Raw genomic sequence first — 17,874 nt, 5'->3', positions numbered from 1 at the left:
TCTATTTATCCATTGATTTTGTGTTAGGTTAGGGCCTAATTTTCAAAAAATTCTTCGTCTATTTTCTTCAGGTGTAATACCTGTTCGTCACGGCTGCCGATGTTGTATCGCAGCATGAGCTTCGCTAATTCAGTGCCGTTGATAAGTACAATGCGAGTACCTAAATTTTGTGCTGTCTCGATGGCTGATGCAGTGAACTCAGAAGTAGTAATAAAAATACCTTTCTGCGCTTTTTTTAGATTTAGCGCTCCGAAGAAGTCTCGGATGTCACCAGCACTTACGTTATTGCCTTCGGCATAACGCTTTGCCTGAATGTAGATTTGATCAACACCAAGTGGGTCTTGGTCTATAACGCCATCTACACCATTGTCGCCCGTTTTTCCTAGCGCATGGGCTGCACCTTCACCTGTACCGCCATAACCCATGGCGACGAGTAGCTCTATAAGCAAATCTTCAAAAAATGCTGGGGTGACTTTACGAGTTCTATCGAGAATATCTTGCGCTAGTGCATCGTTAATCTTTTTGTAAGCGGCTCTTAGTGCTTCATCAGGGGTGATGTCTTTGTCTGATTCTACATCAACGCTAGGCACATCTGATTCATTTGTCTTTTGCTTAAATGCGACAAATTCATCAAATTGTTTTAGATAGTGATTGTTAATTTTAACATTGGGATCTTGCAAAGCGGATATACCACGAGTGGTGATAACAAAATGTGCTCGTCGTGTGGTTTCAAGCAAGCCTGCTTTGGTTAGGTAAGTCCTGGCCCAACCAACACGGTTATCAAGAATTGATTGTCTGCCGCTTGGTAATGTCTCCTCACGTTCAGCTTCAGAAAGACAGAACTTATCTGCTAACTGATTTATCACATCACGTAACTTAACTTCTTTGCCATTAGCCTGATAAGCAATGTCGAGAAAGGGGCGCATGAATTCTTGGTAACTAGGGATCATCTAACATCCTTATTATCTATTCTTTTCAAATACTACGGCGTTGGACGTTGTAGCGAACCATTATAAACACATAAGTGTCAGAAATAATTATCAATTCTGGTGATATATAAAATACTGTTTTTAGAGCAAATCATGTTCTCTTAGCGACTTTTGCTTTATCGCATAAGCAATGGCTTCTACCTGTTTTTCGTCATACAGGAATTTATTGGTCTGTTTGAGATTGTTTGCACTGGCATACGTTGCAACGCCGCGTCAATCAGCCGATGTTTGCCAATGGTTTGGACGAAGAGTTAGCCAGAATTAAGCCGTTATTAGTCGGGCGCTAAATTGTCACTAAGCATGAATATTGGGAATGATGGCTTTTAATCGTTCAATATCCGCCGACCCAACGCCATGTTGTGCAAAATAATACTGCCATTCCTGGGTGAGTTGGCGTACTTCTTCAATGATTTTTTGTGCTTTAAATGTTTTAAGTCCGAAGCGCAGTGATTGGCTAAGTAGGTTAGCTACGCTACCTTCCCGGCCGTTATTGCCAATACCTATCCCATGTATTTTGGAATTGTTGATAGGTAATACGTCAAACGCGGGGGATAAGCGCCAGTGGGCTTGAGCAAACGGGTAAACTAATGCGTGGTTGCGCGAGTGATCATCGGTGTTACCCATCAATACGTTAAAGACCATGCGGTAGTAAAGGTCATGCGCATCGGTAGGCTCTGCGCCGTTTTTCATTATAAATTCGGCGAGTTGGCCATAGCTGTAGGTGGTGCTCAACACGGCTGAATTGACTTTATTTTGGCTAAATACTGAATTGGCACTCAGATAATGGCAGCCAGGTTTGCCTTTGTTTAAGTCAAATCGCTCAACCAACAAAACATCGCCATTAGGTGTCGTTTGTACTTTTGTATTCGCGACATGACAGGGTAATTCATCCAGCATGCGCATTGCGGCATGTTCTACTTTGACAATATTGATAATGTCATCAGGTCGATTGAATTTGGCAAGATAGGTAATATCGCCATCTTGAACAATGGTTTTAGGTCTGGCACCGCCCATGCTGGCACCGTATTCAAATGCTTTTTTAGCCTCGGGTGAAATTTCTTCATCAGCCAAAATGGCATCTTTGGCTTTTAGTAACATGGGCAAATCGCCCAAGGTATTTTTATTGTATTTGGGCTTTGAGTTGGTGCTGGAAAGGCTAAATACCAGTGCTCCCACTCCCATGCCAGATCCAGCAAGCAAAAACTCCAGTGCATTTTTAGGTTTAGTGGTGTGGAGGGATAATATTATTTTTTTCCCCCATGAATCGGCTCCGGCGTCAGACAGAACACCAAATAATCCCTGATTAAATTGGGTCGAATATTCCTGGTCTGTTAAAGGCAGGTTTACCGGATCAAGTGCAAAGGCATTGGGGCGACTCAGGTAACTTTTACCATAGCGGAACCGGCCTTTGTTAGTGACTTCATCTATTTGTATCACGCCACAAACGATGGGGACATCTTCCAGACCATCTATAAAAACATAGGCTTTAGAAGTCATTGTCCAGCTCACTGATTGGCTTACGTGATTTACGGCTCAGCTTGATTGTGGTGTTACTGAGTTGTTGGTCGATCACCTCTTGAATATCATCAATTAAATTCAGGTGTTCTAATATCAGGAACAGTGATTCAGCACTCACACTTTTACCATTTTCCATCGACGATATGGTATTGCGACCAACACCTACGCGCAGTCCTAGTTCTTGTTGATCCATAGTGGCACTTCGCGTGTTTTTAATGAGTTTCCCTATGGAAATAAGTAAGTGTTGATATTTATGCATGATATTTAAGGCATTAATTGGTTAATATTTAAAATATAGTGCATTTCTGGTTTTTGTCAATGATTGATTATTTATGCATAAGAAGTCTTATGATTAATAAATTAATCATAATGCTGCTTTGTGTGGGGCGTGTGCCTTTTAAGTTGAATTTAAATCAAGTCAGTGTCCCGTAACGATTTTTGCCTCACCTGATAGGCAATCGCTTCAACCTGTTTTTCATCAAAGGTGAATTTATTGGCCTTCATGATCGCATTAGCTAAATTGCGGGTGGAGGCGATTAGCAATGTCGGACTATTACTGGCATTGACATGAATATTTGCTAACTCTTTAAATTTTAAGTATTTTCGTACTGCGAGCTGTCGTACGGATGACGGACATGAAAAATATAAAGAGGACTTATGCAACATACCCCTGATTACTCCCGCTATTCACTGAAAGAACTTCAACAAGCCCGAGACACCATCGACGTCGTTGAATATCCCGAACGCGCTAATGAGCTGGATCGTTTAATTGCTCAACATCAACCAACCATTGATACCCATGCTTCACCACATAAAATATTAACCAAAGCACAGGTGAAATTTCACGGTAATACCTCCGAGTATTTTTCAATATGGATAGTTAACTTGATGTTGACCATTGTTACGCTAGGGATCTATTCGGCGTGGGCGACGGTAAGGAATAACCGCTATTTTTACGGTAACACTGAAATAGATGGTCATCATTTTTCCTATTTAGCTGAGCCGTTGCAAATTTTAAAAGGGCGTCTAGTGGCTGTAGTGTTGTTTGCGGGCTACTTTATTGCCAGTGCGCTTAATCCTGTGGTGGCGGTATTTATCGGCCTTGGTTTATTTGCTGCCATGCCATTTTTAGTGGTGTGGAGCATGCGATTCAAAATGCGCATGACGGCTTACCGTAACGTGCGTTTTAATTTTAAAGGCAATTACGGCAGGGCATTTTTACTGTTTGTTGTGCTGCCTATTGTAAGCGTGTTTACCCTGCATTTAATGCTGCCCTGGGTATTGAAAAGCATGGATGAATTTTTGCTGGATGAGCGTGGTTATGGTGACCGTAAATTTGATACCGAGCTGAGTACCGGTGAATATTACGCTACCGGTTTTGGTTGTGTGCTGATGGGTATTGTGTTGATGATAATATTTTCGTCTTTATTGGGCGGCGTAATGACTGCAACACAATCGACCAGCAGTGTAAGCGTGATGACAGTGGTGATGTTTGCATTTTATTTGATGGCTTATGCCATTGTGTATGGCTTTTATAAGGGCCGTATTCGTAATCACATTTTTAACCACAGCAAGATTGACGGTGTGGCAACATTTGATTCATCCATCGCGATTGGTGACTTAATCTTGCTTTACATTACCAACACTATTGCGGTTGTTTGTACTTTGGGTTTTGCTATTCCTTGGGCGAAAGTCAGAATGGCCAAGTTTTTTGCCAACGCAACCCAAGTGACTTTGTATGAGGGTATGAATGAGGTTGTTGCCGGTGATAGTGGTGATGCCAGTGCCATAGCGGAAGAAACCGCGACCTTGTTTGATGTGGATATCGCGCTCGGATAAGCCACTATGTTGCAAGGTCAATTGTATAAATCGGGCAGTGCCAGCGCATCTTCGGTAACCTTGCATTTGGAGGGCAATGAGTTAGTGATTTGTGCTGCGGAAAATGACTCCATTACGCGCTATGTGCAGACGCAACTCAAAGCTAAATCCCGTATTGGTAATTTGCCCCGTGAGGTGTTGATGCCTGACGGGGATTTTTTGGTGTTTCAATCCACACCGGATGTGGATAGCTGGCTGGATGGCAATGGGGAAGGCCGGGTTTCCAATATGGAATCCAGCCGGCACTGGATTTATCTGAGCCTGTTATTGGTGCCGCTGTCGTTATATGTGATTTTCGGTTTTGTATTGCCGTGGATGGCGGTAGCGATGGCCGATTATGTTCCCGATAGCGTTAAGCGCGTTGCGTCTCGTCAAACCCTGAATGCGATGGATCGTACTATTCTGGACGCATCGGAATTAGCGCCTGAAGATAAACAGCGCATCTTGCAGAGTTTTGAAGCTCTTGTCAGCCAAATTGATACCGAGCATAGGCAGTTTCATATTTATTTTCGTCAATCGGATGTGATGGGAGCAAATGCTTTTGCTTTGCCCGATGGCAGCATTATTTTTACCGATGACATGATTGAGTTGGTGGATAAACAACAACCGATTCTAGATGCGATTTTATTGCATGAAATTGGTCATGTTGAACACAATCATTCCATGCAAATGATCGCCGAATCATTAGTGGCAACGTTGACGATTAGCTATGTGTTTGGTGATTTAAGTGGTGCAGTTGAGTCCTTTATGGGTATTGGCAGCGCAGTGGTACAAAATCAGTTTTCCCAAGAGCATGAGTGGGATGCCGACAACTTTGCACTGAAGCAACTTAAACAGTTATCACGTAACCCCGATGATTTTGCCGCGGCGATGCAAAAGCTTGCAGAGCTACAACCAGAAAACAGCGAAGCCGCCGCGTGGTTTAGTTCGCACCCGATGCTGAAAGCGCGCATCGACAACGCCCAAAGTTACAATGGCAAATGAAAACTCAATAACATATCAAAAGAACCGAGTAATTGATCGCCTTACTGTTATTCAATGTTTGCAGGATGACTCATTGCTTGGATAACTGCGGTCAATCCCTCTTTCCTTAAAACAGGTTCAAATTCACTTTGCAGGCTGGATACCATACTGATTCCTTCTGCAACAATGTCGTACACCCGCCAAGGATGTCAATGAGCTTAGGTATAAGTTGGCTCAAGCTGGCAACTCGTACCAATAACGCTAAAAATTCTGTTAAGACTTACAAATGAGTCGTGTTTATATCTACAGTCTTGAGTTAACCACTTAAAAAGCTGCGTATTTTCTACCGCTGAACTTGAAGTTGGGCGTCACTTACTTTCCTGAACGTTTTATCAAATATGGTGGGCGGTGTAATATCCAACTAGGGTTGTCCAGGACGAAATAATTTAGTGTGATAAATCCGGCAAAATTTCCAACTAGGTCTGTTGTAATCATTGGATTTTTTACAATGATATTCTAGGTTTGACGCAGCGAATGCTTAAACTGAATATACGGCGAGCTATACAGTTATCGCTTGTCGTTGTTATAGGTAAAATTCTTGTAGTAAGGTAAAGTGAGTCGCTCACTAATTACAATTAATGGTTTTGAAAGTAGATGGTGAATTACAGTTTGTATTGTTTAAAAACTTGGTTCAATGTAAGACGTAAAGTATGGATACGGGTCTTTTTATATTCCATTTTTTTGTCAACTTACCAAGCATATTCAGCACCATTAGAAGTATACATAGCAGATTATCCTCCTTTTCAAGTGTTAGACGAAGAAAGCGGACATTCTGGATTTTCTGTCGAATTGTTTAAAGAAATAGTCAAGCTGACTGATCTTGAGGTGGAATATATAGCGGTGCCTTGGGTACGCGCACTTGCAAAAGTCGCTAAGCGGCCTAACAGTTTACTCTTTACCATGGCCAAAACACCGGAAAGAGACAAGTTGTATCAGTGGGTAGATACCATTTATCGGGTTAATGAGGGCGTGTTTGCTCTTGACGATAGAAAAGATATCAGTATTAACAAGTTAGATGATGTCCATCAATACACTATTGCGTTGCCAAGAGGCGATGTGTCGATCAAAACCTTGAATATTTATCCTGATCATATTCAAGGCGTTAGTATCGTTGAGCATCAAGCGCAATGCATAAAAATGCTTAAGCTGGGCAGGGTGGATTTAAATTATAACAATGATGTCGGTTTTTTTATGGCGGCGAAAATGATGGGATTAAAACCAGACCAATTTAAACAGGTTTTTGTTACTGGACAAGCTGAATTAGGGATTGCCGCTAACAAAACTATCGATATTGAAATTGTCACAAAAATCCGCAAAGCATTAGTCACTCTTAAGGCTAATGGCGTTTATAACAAACTTCAGGATACCTGGTTTAGCTCTAATTATTTATAAATCCTTTTTTCTGTGTTTTAGAAAGATGATTTGTTGTTGTGGTGATTAAAATAATATTCGTTGGCACTGAGCATGAGAAACGAGAAGACGAAAGCCAGCGGCTTTTCAGCCAGAATGGTTCGATGAATTATCCTGGCTGCGCTGCTGTAGGCGTGATTTTCTTTCAATAAGCAATAAGGCGCGATTAAGCGCCTTTATTGTGTAGATATCTATGTCATCGAGTACAAAACGACTGTTGTAAACAGAGCCTATTTTAAACGGTGTATTTACGACGAATTGCTAGACCGAATAATCCTATTGCCATCAGGGTTATTGCACCAGGCTCGGCAACGTCTGTCGATGCTTGAGGTGTGCGCACGAAAGCGACGCCAATGGCGCTTGCGCCGCTAGCTGAACGGCGATAATCTGCGCTATAAGCATCCGAGGTTAAGTAATTGAAGCCATGGAAATTACCTGCATATTTTACCGCGAAATCATCCATGACTATGGCAGAGTTGTACAATCCGTCTCCATTCATATCGTTACCGAACAATGCACCAGTAAAATCGACAGGATCATCACTACCCCTGGTATCCACGTTATCCGGATCGGTACTACCAAATAACGCCACCATCTGCAATTCAGCATCGGTACCGGTGTTTTCTACTGTTGGACCATCATAGTTTTTAGCCTGCTGGCCGGTGGTTTCACTTTCGTCCCAGGGCACTGTTGCACCTAATACAAAGGTATTGAATAGTGAGGCCATCTGTACGTTGGTCGCTAACTGCCATCCGGAACCATAAGTGATGCCATTAATAATACCGTCAGCGATATCTGCTAAGGCTTCATTGATGGTCATACCAACGGTAACGTCCCATTGCAGCCATTCCAAACCGCCGCCAGTAACAATGTTAGTCTCGTCGTCGAGGGTATAGTCGTGGTATGTCACTAGCGCTGCATTCGCAAAACAACTAGTAAACAAAAGACCAATTCCAACTATTATATTTTTCATTTTTTTACCTTTTATTGTAGTTCCCCATCTTCTTGATGTGCAGCATAATGACTTTGACGTCAGCCCACTATCCGATTTTCGCAAAACCCAAATTAAACAAATGATGGCGACTAAAATGTATGGGTTTATCCGGAGGACAACTGAATTAAGTACTTTTTGGCATGACATTGTTCTGCTTGCATTTTGAGCAAACAGCGTGGTAGAAACGTTCAACATCACCAATCCATTTTGCAAAACTTACAGACCTATATTTGGACGAATAGCTATGAATTTATGTTTCATTTGTGTCCATCATGCCTAGTCAAAATGCGTTTTTTCGCGAACATCCTTTACGTGATGCGTTTGAACAGCAGTTGGCTCAAGGCTGGTTGCCTCTAGAGATTAGCCAACTCTCTACCGGTACCTTCCATGGCCAATTGCGCGAGATCCAACATGATGATGTCAGTGTGTTTTTTGAGCATCAAAATTGTATGGTCCATAAGCGCGGTATTATGGACAGTCCGTTTTGCACTGTGTCGTTTGCGCGCTCGACGAATGCACAAGTAAGACTGTCAGAATATGATTCTCAAGATAATTTACTGTTTTTTATCCCCAGTGGATGCGAGATAGATGTTCAGGTTGCAAGTGATGTTGAAACGGTTTATTTCCGGTTTAATCAATCTCACTTTCTGCAGCGGGCAAGAGCCATTTCCCCTCAATGCTGGGAGGCGGTGCCAGAGGATATGCTTGTTTTTGAATCTCCGCTTCGAAAGCCGTTAGAAGCCTTTGCCAACAACCTTTATTCACACCCTTTGTTTCAATCAGGTGCGGAAATGGCTGATGATAATCAAGCCTTATGCTCATCCATTGTAGACAGGCTATTGTTGGCGTTGGATGCGTCATCGGTTAGCCAACAGCCTCAACAGGATTTAACTGCTCGCCGACGCGCCAAAGCCAGGGTAAGTGAGGCTATGGAATATATTGATTCCGTTCTTGCCAATGGTATCTGCCCGACTATTGTGGATATCTGTATTGAACTAAACCTGAGTCAACGCAACCTGCAATATAGTTTTAAGAAGATATTGGGCTTCACACCTAATGCTTACCTTTACTACCTTCGATTAAACCGCGTGCGCGCTCAACTGAGTAAACCGGACAACAATGATGTTACGGTAACCAAGGTGGCAATGTATTGGCAATTTTGGCATTTAGGTCGATTTGCCAATGAATATTTGCATTTATTTGGAGAACTTCCCTCTACCACGCTACTTCGGGCCCTTAAAATAAATAGATACTAGGTAACTAGAAGTTAGTTATTGTTCCAAAACATCTTTTGCCTCAGCTAACAAGCAATCCATCAATCTGCATTTTTATGATTACATAGGTATTTCGTTGTTTGCGCGGATCCAATCTACAATACGCTTGGTGCGCTATAAATCTGGGTCACATTTATTAATGTATAAAAATGGGAGAAGCTGATGAAAAAGTTGTTCATTGTTGTGGGGCTGCTGGCGGTGATGTTGGCAGGCGGCGTTTGGTATCTGTTTAGCGGAGCAGATGAGTTTATTCGCAGCCAAATTGAAAAACAGGGCAGTGCTTTTCTGGGAACTTCTGTGCAAGTGGCATCAGTTAAGCTTACTCCGCAACAAGGTCAACTGGTGATTAGCGGTCTGGAAGTTAACAATCCGGACGGTTTTAGCGATGCAGATGCCATCAGTTTTGCCCTGGTTTCTCTGGATCTCGGCGGTGCGTTCAGCGAGCCCTATTCTATTCAGGAAATCCGAATAGATAAACCGGAAATACTCTACGAGGTTGACGCCTCCGGTGAGGGTAACTTGATGGTGCTAAAGCGCAACCTGCAAGCAAATTTACCTGCACAGGACTCTCCCGTAACATCGGATAACGAGACAATGCCGTTAATTACCATCGGCAATGTTGTCATTGCCAATGCACGCCTCTTGATTGATTTCGAAAAACTCGATACTGGCGAATTAAAACTGGACAAAAAAAGCTATAACGTGACGCTACCTACTTTTAATGCCGGGCCGCTAGGTCAGCCAGACGGTTTGCCCGCAGATAAAGCAATGGCTGCTATTCTCGACAGCATGCTGGACAATATCATTGCCCAGGCCAAATCTCGCGCCAAGGATATTCTGGCAGAAAAGGCCAAGGAAAAAGTCAAAGAGAAAATTGATAAAGAGAAAGAAAAGTTACTGGATAAGGCTGGCAGTAAACTTAAAGATTTACTGGGTAAAGATTAGTGTTAGTTTACTTCGCCCCGACAAGGGGTGATTGACTAACATAGCTGGATGTTAGTCAGTCGGCATTGTTTAACGATGATAAAAGATAATCGGCGAGCCAATATTGGCTCGCCGGTTTTTTTATTGGTCAATGTTTGGGGTAACGACTTGCTTACCGTCCAATGATACCGGCAACATAATGTGGGCATAAGGCGTGTCGCCCCACATTACGTAGGGGCCCCCGACGGTAGGATCGGTAGGGATATTTTTTAACATGCTTTTAGGAACAATGATCATAATATGTGGACCGGTTTCAACGTAGTCCTTGGCGCTTTTGTGATCGTTGTGATACGGGGTTGCGTTACTGACGCCGGAACCAGTAGGTTCACCTTGTAGCATATATGAAATACCGATGGTATCGGTTTTAAATTCTGCTTTATTCATCAATGCTTGCATCATTTCCATCCATAAAGCGTCGTTGCACATTGGTGCTTTATCTCCGCGCATGGTGTCGGGAAAACACGTCCAGCCGTTGCTACCTTTTCTTAATTCTGTGCCGTCAGTATCCATGATGGTTGCATGCTCACTAATGGAGGCTGGAGCCGCCGACATGGCGCGTTGTATTTTTTCGTCTGCAGAGTCAGCCGCGTAAGTCGATGTGGCAATAACGGACAGCGCAGTAAGCGTTAACAAATGTACTTTGTTCATGATTTGATCCTGTTTCTAAGTGAGGGATAAAAGTCCAACATTGACTGCTGCGGAATGTTTACTGTGGACGGGAATCTGAATTCACCGCTAAGTATAGGCAGAAGAAAAAGGATTATTTCAGTAATTAACAAAACCTATTAAAATTAGGTAGTTAATAATAAAAATTTTTAGCTCAATACTAAATCAAGTCATTTTTCTTAAAGGTCATTGCCTAACCGGATAGGCAACCATTTTTATCTGTTTTTCATCAAACAAATATTTATTCCCTTTAAATTCAAGAGCTCACCCGATTACGTGCTGATGGCTTTGGTTCGCCATATTTGTGCTCTTTGATATAGGTTGACCGGAATTATAGAGATTATGGTAAAAATATTCAGTTGGCGTAAAAAAAGCGTAAAGAAAATATAAAAATAGCGTAAAATATACTCAAATCTGCAACTGGGCAACAGACTGTAATGAGAAAATATCCAACAGTTTTTCTTGATGGTATGCCCTAAATTTCGGCCATCGAGATGTTGGAATGTAGAGGAAGTTTTCAATGTTAAGACGTATATCTATTGGGCTGCGTTCCGCTTTAGCTTTCAGTATTGTTGGTGGGTTGGTGTTGGTATTGGGTGTAATCGCTATTATCAGGCTTAATGATTTTCATTCTGAGATGAATGTTATTGCCGATCATAGAGTGCCGGCGTTAGAGTCAGCGATGGGCATCATGTCTGAGTTCTATCATTTCAGATTACAAAATGCCAACGTGCTGGGCTCACAAGGCCAACGGCAAATAGAATATAAAGCACAAGTGGTTAAGGCAAAAAAGTCTTTGGATGACTTGCTTGATACCATGGCGAGTTTGGCCCGGGCTCAAGAGGCAAAGGATTTAATGTTGGCTTTGGAGAAGGATATAAAGGCCTTTTCTGACTATCAACAGCAACAAATGAACTTACTGGAGAAGGGAGATTTGGAAGGCGCGCTGTTATTGCAAGAAGGGCAAATGAAAGTTGTGCGTCAGCATGTGACTGAAGTGGTTCGGGATATTGTCAATTTTCAGCGTCAACGAGTTGATAGTAGCCACACCAAGGTTGCCGAAATATTCAATCAGTCTATTTGGATTATTTCGCTATTGATGACTATTGCCGTGGCAATTGTGGTGCTGTTTGCCTGGTTATTTACACGCAGCTTGGTGACACCAATGAAAAGAGTCTTAAATTTGGCTGAATCGATTGCTAGTGGTGATTTGTCGAAGTCTATCCGGGATGACGGCAAAGATGAAACCGCCAACATGATACAAACGCTAGCTAAAATGCAAAGTAATTTACGTGATACGATTAATCAAATTCAAGAGTCATCAGGCCAGCTTGCATCAACTTCTGAAGAATTAAGCGCCATTACTGAACAATCTACTCGTGGTATCAATTCGCAAAACGAACAGTTAGAACAGGCCGTATCCGCTGTAACCGAGCTAACAGTGGCCGTGGAAGATGTGGCCGAAAATGCGGTGTCAATGTCCAAGGAGTCGGAATTAGCAGAGCAAACCGCCAATTCCGGACGTCAGCAAGTTGAACATACTATTGAAATGGCCAATTCACTGCTTACGGAGCTTGAGCAGACCATGTCCGGTGTTAATACACTTGCAGAACAGGTAAACAGTATTGGTACTGTATTGGATGTTATTCGTGCTATTGCCGATCAAACTAATTTACTGGCTCTTAATGCCGCGATTGAAGCCGCGAGGGCTGGAGAATCAGGCCGTGGTTTTGCTGTTGTGGCTGATGAAGTTCGGGCTCTGGCACATCGTACTCAACATTCCACGACAGAAATAGAGCAGGTGATTCAGGCTGTTCAGTCGGGCACTAAATCAACCGTCAGTTCCATGCACAGTAGCCATGAAAAAGCGCAAAAGAGCTTGGAAATATCCAAACAGGCTGGCGATGCGCTGTTTGAGATTACTCAATCAGTGTCGCGTATTAACGAGCAAAACATGACGATCGCCAGTTCAGCTGAAGAACAAGCTAATGTTTCGCGGGAAGTGGATCAAAACCTGACCAATATTCGGGATATTGCCAACGAAGTGGCAACCGGAGCCAGTCAATCCAGTACAGCCACTCAAGAGTTATCCAAGCTGGCTGAGGCATTGAGCCTACTAACCAGAAAATTTCGTATCTAGGCTCACAGGGCATATGCATAACGGATTACAAACAGAAGGCTACTAAAAATAATGCCGCTCACTTCAGGTGAACGGCATTTTACGTTTCTAAAATGTTAATTTTGTTATTATTTTGTTTGTTTTGGTTCATTTTGCTATTGTGAGCTTTATTTATCATAAAATTAGTTAGGTATAATGACCTTTTTAGCTCAATAAAGTGTATTTATGAATTTAATACGCTTAAATAAAATATATTATTATCAATAGATTAAATTTAATATTAATGGATTTGTTCTATTTATAGATTTTAAATATTAATAATTTACATAATTGCACTTTATCCATATCTGCATGATTGTTATCATACGCACCCATATTTATCGGTTTTGAGTCATTCAATCGCTTCAAATCGCTGTTGTTATTGGTTGTCAAGGTAGTTAAATTTCGATGCAGTCGTCTATGCCATTTTCCAAACTAGTCTGTTCCAAACTGGAACGGGTAGCCGGTTATGGTGTGCTGTTAGTGCTATTTTTTGGCCTTGAAATCCTACTTGATATATGTGGTATTACCGACAGCGCCGCCGAATTTATTGGCCCGTTTAATCAACTGCCGATTATCGAGTTTTTTACTGCAGCCTGCATCAGTGCATTGATTGTGGTGGCACAATTAACTCGCCCAGTACTATTTTTATTGTGTTTGTTACTCCTTGATTTACTCCACTTTTTGCGCCTGTTCGGCGCAACGCTTAACCGGAAGATCGTTACTCTTATCGATACCTCTGTCCGCAGCCTGTTGCAGTACGCTCATGGGTGTCGGGCACCTCCATTTAGCCAGTAATGATTGTTGTTTGATTCGCTTAACTTCCTGCGGGAGTTAGCGGTTCAAGGTGCTGGTTTCAATTTCCTTTTTTTCGGTCCTTGTGATCGGCCCCTGCAGTCATTTGGCTTAATACTTCCGACCGTTGTCGGAGTTCACATATCGTTCTTCGTGGGCGATGACGTTGTCAATCTCTGGGTTAAAGGAAACATTGTTTTGTTTATTCGAAACCTTTACAAACTCGCTTTGCTTGCCACTGGTTTGGTGCTGTGTGGCTGTTCTGGCGGGATACTCGATCCTAAAGGTCAGGTGGGTGTAGACGAGAAAAACCTGATCATTATTTCCACCATTCTGATGCTGTTAGTGGTGGTGCCGGTGATCTTTTTGACCTTGTATTTCGCCTGGAAATACCGAGCAAGTCAAAATGTTGAAATCTATGCGCCCAAATGGGCCCACTCGACCAAAATAGAGGCGATAGTGTGGTTAATTCCCATCATTATTGTGGTAGTGCTTGGTGTGATTACCTGGCAATCCACCCAGGACCTTGACCCTTACAAACCACTGGAAGGCAAGGGTAAACACATGACAGTGCAAGTGGTGTCACTGGACTGGAAATGGTTGTTTATCTATCCGGAGCTTGGCATTGCGTCGGTTAACGAACTCGCTTTTCCAGCCGGCGTGCCGGTGGAATACAAGATTACCTCTGAAAGTGTGATGAATTCGTTTTTTATCCCACAACTGGGTAGCCAGATTTACTCGATGGCCGGGATGGAAACACAAGTCCACCTGATTGCTGATCATCCCGGCACCTTTGACGGTTATTCAGCCAACTACAGTGGTGCCGGTTTTACCGGTATGCAGTTTAAAGCCATTGCTACCCCATCGCAGGCCGAGTTTGACGCATGGGTTGCAAAGGTGCGCCAGCAAGGTGGCGATTTAACCAAAGCCGAATATCAACAGCTCATCCAACCGAGCGAAAACGATCCAGTAGCTTATTTTGGCCATGTACAACAGGGTTTGTTCCATTCCATTGTCATGCACTACATGCAGGGCTACGGCGAAATGGACTATTACACAAAACCGAAAGATTCCGCTCACATGGGCCACATGCAAATGGGGGCAGGGGAGTAATTATGTCATTGTTTGGAAAATTAACCTGGGACGCCGTGCCCTTTCACGTACCGATTGTGATGGCCACCCTGGCGGTGGTTGCCATTATCGGCCTTGTCATCGCAGCGATGATGACCAAGCACAAGAAATGGGGCATCTTCTGGCGCGATTGGGTCACGTCGATTGACCACAAAAAACTCGGCATTATGTACATTGTGCTGGCACTGGTGATGCTGCTACGCGGTTTTGCCGATGCGATTATGATGCGAACTCAGTTGGCCGTCGCCACTAGCGGTGCAGAAGGTTATCTGCCTCCTGAACACTATGATCAAATCTTTACCGCACATGGCGTGATCATGATCATCTTTATGGCAATGCCATTTATGATTGGCTTAATGAACATCGTCTTGCCGCTGCAAATTGGCGCGCGTGATGTGGCCTTCCCGTTTATGAATAACCTGAGCTTCTGGCTTACCACCGGTGGCGCGATTTTAATCAACCTGTCACTGGGTGTGGGTGAATTCGCTAAAACAGGTTGGGTGGCTTATCCGCCGCTATCGGAGCTGGGCTACAGTCCGGGGGTGGGAGTTGATTATTATATCTGGGCCTTACAGATATCCGGGTTAGGCACGTTGTTGACCGGGATCAACTTTTTGGTGACAGTATTCAAGATGCGTGCGCCCGGCATGAAACTGATGGATATGCCGGTATTCACCTGGGCCTGTACCTGGGCCAATATCCTGATTGCTGCGTCTTTCCCGATCCTGACCGCGGTACTGGCGATGTTAACTCTGGATCGTTATCTGGATTTCCACTTCTTCACTAATGAAGCCGGTGGGAATGCCATGATGTATATCAACCTGTTCTGGGCTTGGGGACATCCCGAGGTCTACATTCTGATCTTGCCTGCCTTTGGTATTTTTTCCGAAGTTATCTCTACTTTTAGCGGTAAACGTCTGTTTGGTTATAAATCGATGATTTATGCCAGTGGCGCTATTTCGATTCTGGGCTTTGTGGTTTGGTTGCATCACTTTTTTACCATGGGGTCCAGCGCTAACGTTAACGCCTTTTTCGGGGTGATGACCATGGTGATCGCGGTGCCCACCGGGGTGAAACTGTTTAACTGGTTATTTACCATGTACCGTGGCCGTTTGCATTTTACGCCGCCGGTATTATGGACGCTGGGTTTTATGGTGACCTTTACCATTGGTGGTATGACGGGTGTGTTGCTGGCCATTCCCGGTGCCGACTTTGTATTGCATAACAGCCTGTTTTTGATTGCCCACTTCCATAACACTATCATCGGTGGAGCTGTGTTCGGTTATATGGCCGGTTTTGCTTATTGGTTCCCTAAAGCGGTGGGTTTCAAACTGGATGAACGTTGGGGGAAAGCCTCATTCTGGTGCTGGTTTATCGGTTTCTTTGTGGCCTTTATGCCGTTATATGTACTTGGCTTTTTAGGTATGACCCGGCGTTTAAACCATACCGATAATCCGGACTGGAATATGTGGTTATATATCGCTTGTGGCGGTGCTGTAATCGTGATGTTCGGTATTTTGGCGCAAATCATTCAGTTGGTTGTGAGCTACAAAAACCGTGAAGTATTAAACGATACCACTGGCGACCCCTGGAATGGTCACACACTGGAATGGTCAACGGCGTCTCCTCCTCAGTATTACAACTTTGCTGAAATCCCCACAGTGAGTGATATCGATGCCTGGACGGAGATGAAGGAGAAAGGTCAGGCCTATCAAAAGCCTGATTATTATCTGCCGATCCATATGCCGAAAAATACCTCTGCCGGGGTGTTAATGAGCGCCGGCTTCACTACTTTCTGTTTTGCCATGATTTGGCATATCTGGTGGCTGGCCGCGGTTGGCTTGCTGTTTGGTATCGGGGTGTTTTTCAGACGTTGTTATAGCAAAGATGTGGATTATTACGTGATGCCGGAAGAAGTAGCAGAAATTGAGCAATTACATCTACAAAGTAACCATCTGCAAAACGTACATATTCAAAACAACCGGGAAGGAGCTAACGCATGACCGCTATTCCAGCAAGTTTGAATCCGGGCACCGGTGCCGGACATAACGACGGGCACGCTCATAAACATGGGGATGGACATGAACATCATGCCCATCCCAGCAACAATGTGTTTGGTTTTTGGCTTTACCTGATGACTGACTGTTTGTTGTTTGCCTCTTTTTTCGCCACTTATGCCGTGTTGTTTATGAACACCGCTGGCGGTGTGTCGGGCAAAGAGATTTTTGATCTGAATTATGTGGCCATCGAAACCGCCGCATTATTGCTAAGTAGCATTACCTTTGGGTTTGCGATGATTACTGCCCATGCCAAAAACAAACAAGCCACACTGATTTGGCTGGCTGTGACTTTTGTCTTTGGTGCGGTATTTATAGGTATGGAAATTAACGAGTTTCATCACCTTATTAGCGAGGGCAACGGCCCGCAACGCAGTGCCTTTTTGACCAGTTTTTTCTCGCTGGTGGGATTGCACGGGTTGCACGTGACTGCGGGCCTTATCTGGATGACCACCCTGATAATTGAGGTGGCGCGTCATGGTTTAGGCCATAAAACTGTCACCCGATTAAGTTGCCTGAGTTTGTTCTGGCACTTTTTGGATGTGGTCTGGATCTGTGTTTTCAGCGTTGTTTATTTAATGGGAGCCATGTAATGAGTGTCAGTAATCTTCAAGTATTAGAACAAGCTAACGCCAGCCACGGAAGTGATCATGGCACTGATCATGATGCGTCGCATGGTGATGTAAAATCCTACCTGATTGGTTTTGTACTGTCGGTGCTATTAACCGTAGTGCCTTTTGCCCTGGTGATGCACGGTGGTTACTCTCAGGCAATCGTATTGTGGAGTGTGGTGAGCGCGGCAGTGGTGCAGATTTGGGTGCATCTTAAATATTTTCTACACCTGAACTTTATTACTGAAGAAGGCAAAGCCAGCTCCATCGCATTTATTTTTAGCGCGTCGATTATTGTGATGGTGGTTGGTTTGTCGGTGTGGATTATTTACGAATCCAACGCGATGATGATGTACTGACGCCAGTCGGTACATTCCGCCCATTGA

At 43.6% G+C, this 17,874-nt stretch carries 18 protein-coding genes; 11 read left to right on the top strand and 7 right to left on the bottom strand.

Features of this window, described 5'->3' with window-relative positions; genetic code table 11:
• Window positions 1-35: 35 nt before the first annotated feature.
• The 4 genes from V1467_RS14240 to V1467_RS14225 form a co-directional block, all read right to left on the bottom strand.
• Window positions 36-950: a restriction endonuclease gene (locus tag V1467_RS14240; RefSeq protein ID WP_416305636.1), complete on the bottom strand. Its 915-nt coding sequence runs from the start codon at window positions 948-950 to the stop codon at window positions 36-38.
• 333 nt (window positions 951-1,283) lie between these two features.
• Window positions 1,284-2,486, bottom strand: coding sequence for a type II toxin-antitoxin system HipA family toxin (locus tag V1467_RS14235; RefSeq protein ID WP_416305635.1), 1,203 nt, complete (start codon window positions 2,484-2,486; stop codon window positions 1,284-1,286).
• Window positions 2,476-2,700, bottom strand: coding sequence for a helix-turn-helix domain-containing protein (locus V1467_RS14230; RefSeq protein WP_416305634.1), 225 nt, complete (start codon window positions 2,698-2,700; stop codon window positions 2,476-2,478). The genes V1467_RS14235 and V1467_RS14230 overlap by 11 nt, the downstream gene beginning before the upstream one ends.
• Before the next feature lie 215 nt (window positions 2,701-2,915).
• Window positions 2,916-3,173, bottom strand: a complete 258-nt coding sequence (locus V1467_RS14225; RefSeq protein ID WP_416305633.1) for a hypothetical protein — start codon at window positions 3,171-3,173, stop codon at window positions 2,916-2,918.
• Between V1467_RS14225 and V1467_RS14220 the strand changes: the two genes are divergently transcribed.
• Window positions 3,165-4,346 (top strand): YjgN family protein, encoded by a 1,182-nt coding sequence (locus tag V1467_RS14220; protein ID WP_416305632.1) that lies wholly within the window; start codon window positions 3,165-3,167, stop codon window positions 4,344-4,346. The genes V1467_RS14225 and V1467_RS14220 overlap by 9 nt on opposite strands.
• Before the next feature lie 6 nt (window positions 4,347-4,352).
• Window positions 4,353-5,369 (top strand): M48 family metallopeptidase, encoded by a 1,017-nt coding sequence (locus V1467_RS14215; RefSeq protein ID WP_416305631.1) that lies wholly within the window; start codon window positions 4,353-4,355, stop codon window positions 5,367-5,369.
• Window positions 5,370-5,416: 47 nt separating this feature from the next.
• On the opposite strand, the gene V1467_RS14210 is transcribed toward V1467_RS14215, so the two are convergent.
• The gene (locus tag V1467_RS14210; protein WP_416305630.1) at window positions 5,417-5,545 is read right to left on the bottom strand and encodes an ABC transporter substrate-binding protein; all 129 of its coding nucleotides are present in this window, start codon (window positions 5,543-5,545) and stop codon (window positions 5,417-5,419) included.
• 457 nt (window positions 5,546-6,002) lie between these two features.
• Here V1467_RS14210 and V1467_RS14205 point away from each other — a divergent pair, with 457 nt between their 5' ends.
• Entirely contained in the window at window positions 6,003-6,800 is a 798-nt protein-coding gene (locus V1467_RS14205) for a substrate-binding periplasmic protein (protein WP_416305629.1), read from the top strand.
• Between the two features lie 253 nt (window positions 6,801-7,053).
• Here the strand turns inward: V1467_RS14205 and V1467_RS14200 are convergent, their stop codons facing one another.
• Window positions 7,054-7,791 carry a PEP-CTERM sorting domain-containing protein gene (locus tag V1467_RS14200; protein ID WP_416305628.1) on the bottom strand — a complete coding sequence of 246 codons (738 nt, stop codon included), beginning with the start codon at window positions 7,789-7,791 and terminating at the stop codon, window positions 7,054-7,056.
• A gap of 293 nt (window positions 7,792-8,084) precedes the next feature.
• Here V1467_RS14200 and V1467_RS14195 point away from each other — a divergent pair, with 293 nt between their 5' ends.
• Window positions 8,085-9,068 carry a helix-turn-helix domain-containing protein gene (locus tag V1467_RS14195; protein ID WP_416305627.1) on the top strand — a complete coding sequence of 328 codons (984 nt, stop codon included), beginning with the start codon at window positions 8,085-8,087 and terminating at the stop codon, window positions 9,066-9,068.
• A gap of 180 nt (window positions 9,069-9,248) precedes the next feature.
• Complete coding sequence (locus tag V1467_RS14190) at window positions 9,249-10,031, top strand: hypothetical protein (protein ID WP_416305626.1); 783 nt, start codon at window positions 9,249-9,251, stop codon at window positions 10,029-10,031.
• A gap of 120 nt (window positions 10,032-10,151) precedes the next feature.
• Here the strand turns inward: V1467_RS14190 and V1467_RS14185 are convergent, their stop codons facing one another.
• On the bottom strand, window positions 10,152-10,718 hold the full coding sequence (locus V1467_RS14185; RefSeq protein ID WP_416305625.1) for a hypothetical protein: 567 nt from the start codon (window positions 10,716-10,718) through the stop codon (window positions 10,152-10,154).
• Window positions 10,719-11,256: 538 nt separating this feature from the next.
• Here V1467_RS14185 and V1467_RS14180 point away from each other — a divergent pair.
• The 6 genes from V1467_RS14180 to cyoD all read left to right on the top strand — a co-directional run bounded on the left by V1467_RS14180 (window position 11,257) and on the right by cyoD (window position 17,847).
• Complete coding sequence (locus V1467_RS14180) at window positions 11,257-12,876, top strand: methyl-accepting chemotaxis protein (RefSeq protein ID WP_416305624.1); 1,620 nt, start codon at window positions 11,257-11,259, stop codon at window positions 12,874-12,876.
• Window positions 12,877-13,314: 438 nt separating this feature from the next.
• The gene (locus V1467_RS14175; protein ID WP_416305623.1) at window positions 13,315-13,692 is read left to right on the top strand and encodes a hypothetical protein; all 378 of its coding nucleotides are present in this window, start codon (window positions 13,315-13,317) and stop codon (window positions 13,690-13,692) included.
• Between the two features lie 195 nt (window positions 13,693-13,887).
• The gene (cyoA, locus tag V1467_RS14170; protein WP_416305622.1) at window positions 13,888-14,802 is read left to right on the top strand and encodes a ubiquinol oxidase subunit II; all 915 of its coding nucleotides are present in this window, start codon (window positions 13,888-13,890) and stop codon (window positions 14,800-14,802) included.
• Window positions 14,803-14,804: 2 nt separating this feature from the next.
• Window positions 14,805-16,823, top strand: a complete 2,019-nt coding sequence (gene cyoB, locus V1467_RS14165) for a cytochrome o ubiquinol oxidase subunit I (protein WP_416305621.1) — start codon at window positions 14,805-14,807, stop codon at window positions 16,821-16,823.
• On the top strand, window positions 16,820-17,470 hold the full coding sequence (cyoC, locus tag V1467_RS14160; protein ID WP_416305620.1) for a cytochrome o ubiquinol oxidase subunit III: 651 nt from the start codon (window positions 16,820-16,822) through the stop codon (window positions 17,468-17,470). Before cyoB ends, cyoC begins: the two co-directional genes overlap by 4 nt.
• Window positions 17,470-17,847, top strand: a complete 378-nt coding sequence (gene cyoD / locus V1467_RS14155; protein WP_416305619.1) for a cytochrome o ubiquinol oxidase subunit IV — start codon at window positions 17,470-17,472, stop codon at window positions 17,845-17,847. The genes cyoC and cyoD overlap by 1 nt, the downstream gene beginning before the upstream one ends.
• Window positions 17,848-17,874: the final 27 nt, after the last annotated feature.

This window comes from Neptunicella plasticusilytica (assembly GCF_047922965.1).
In the GTDB taxonomy this organism is placed as follows: Bacteria; Pseudomonadota; Gammaproteobacteria; order Enterobacterales; family Alteromonadaceae; genus Neptunicella; species Neptunicella plasticusilytica.
The sequence above is the reverse complement of the archived record's forward strand: the minus strand, read 5'-3'. Positions and strand labels throughout refer to the sequence as shown.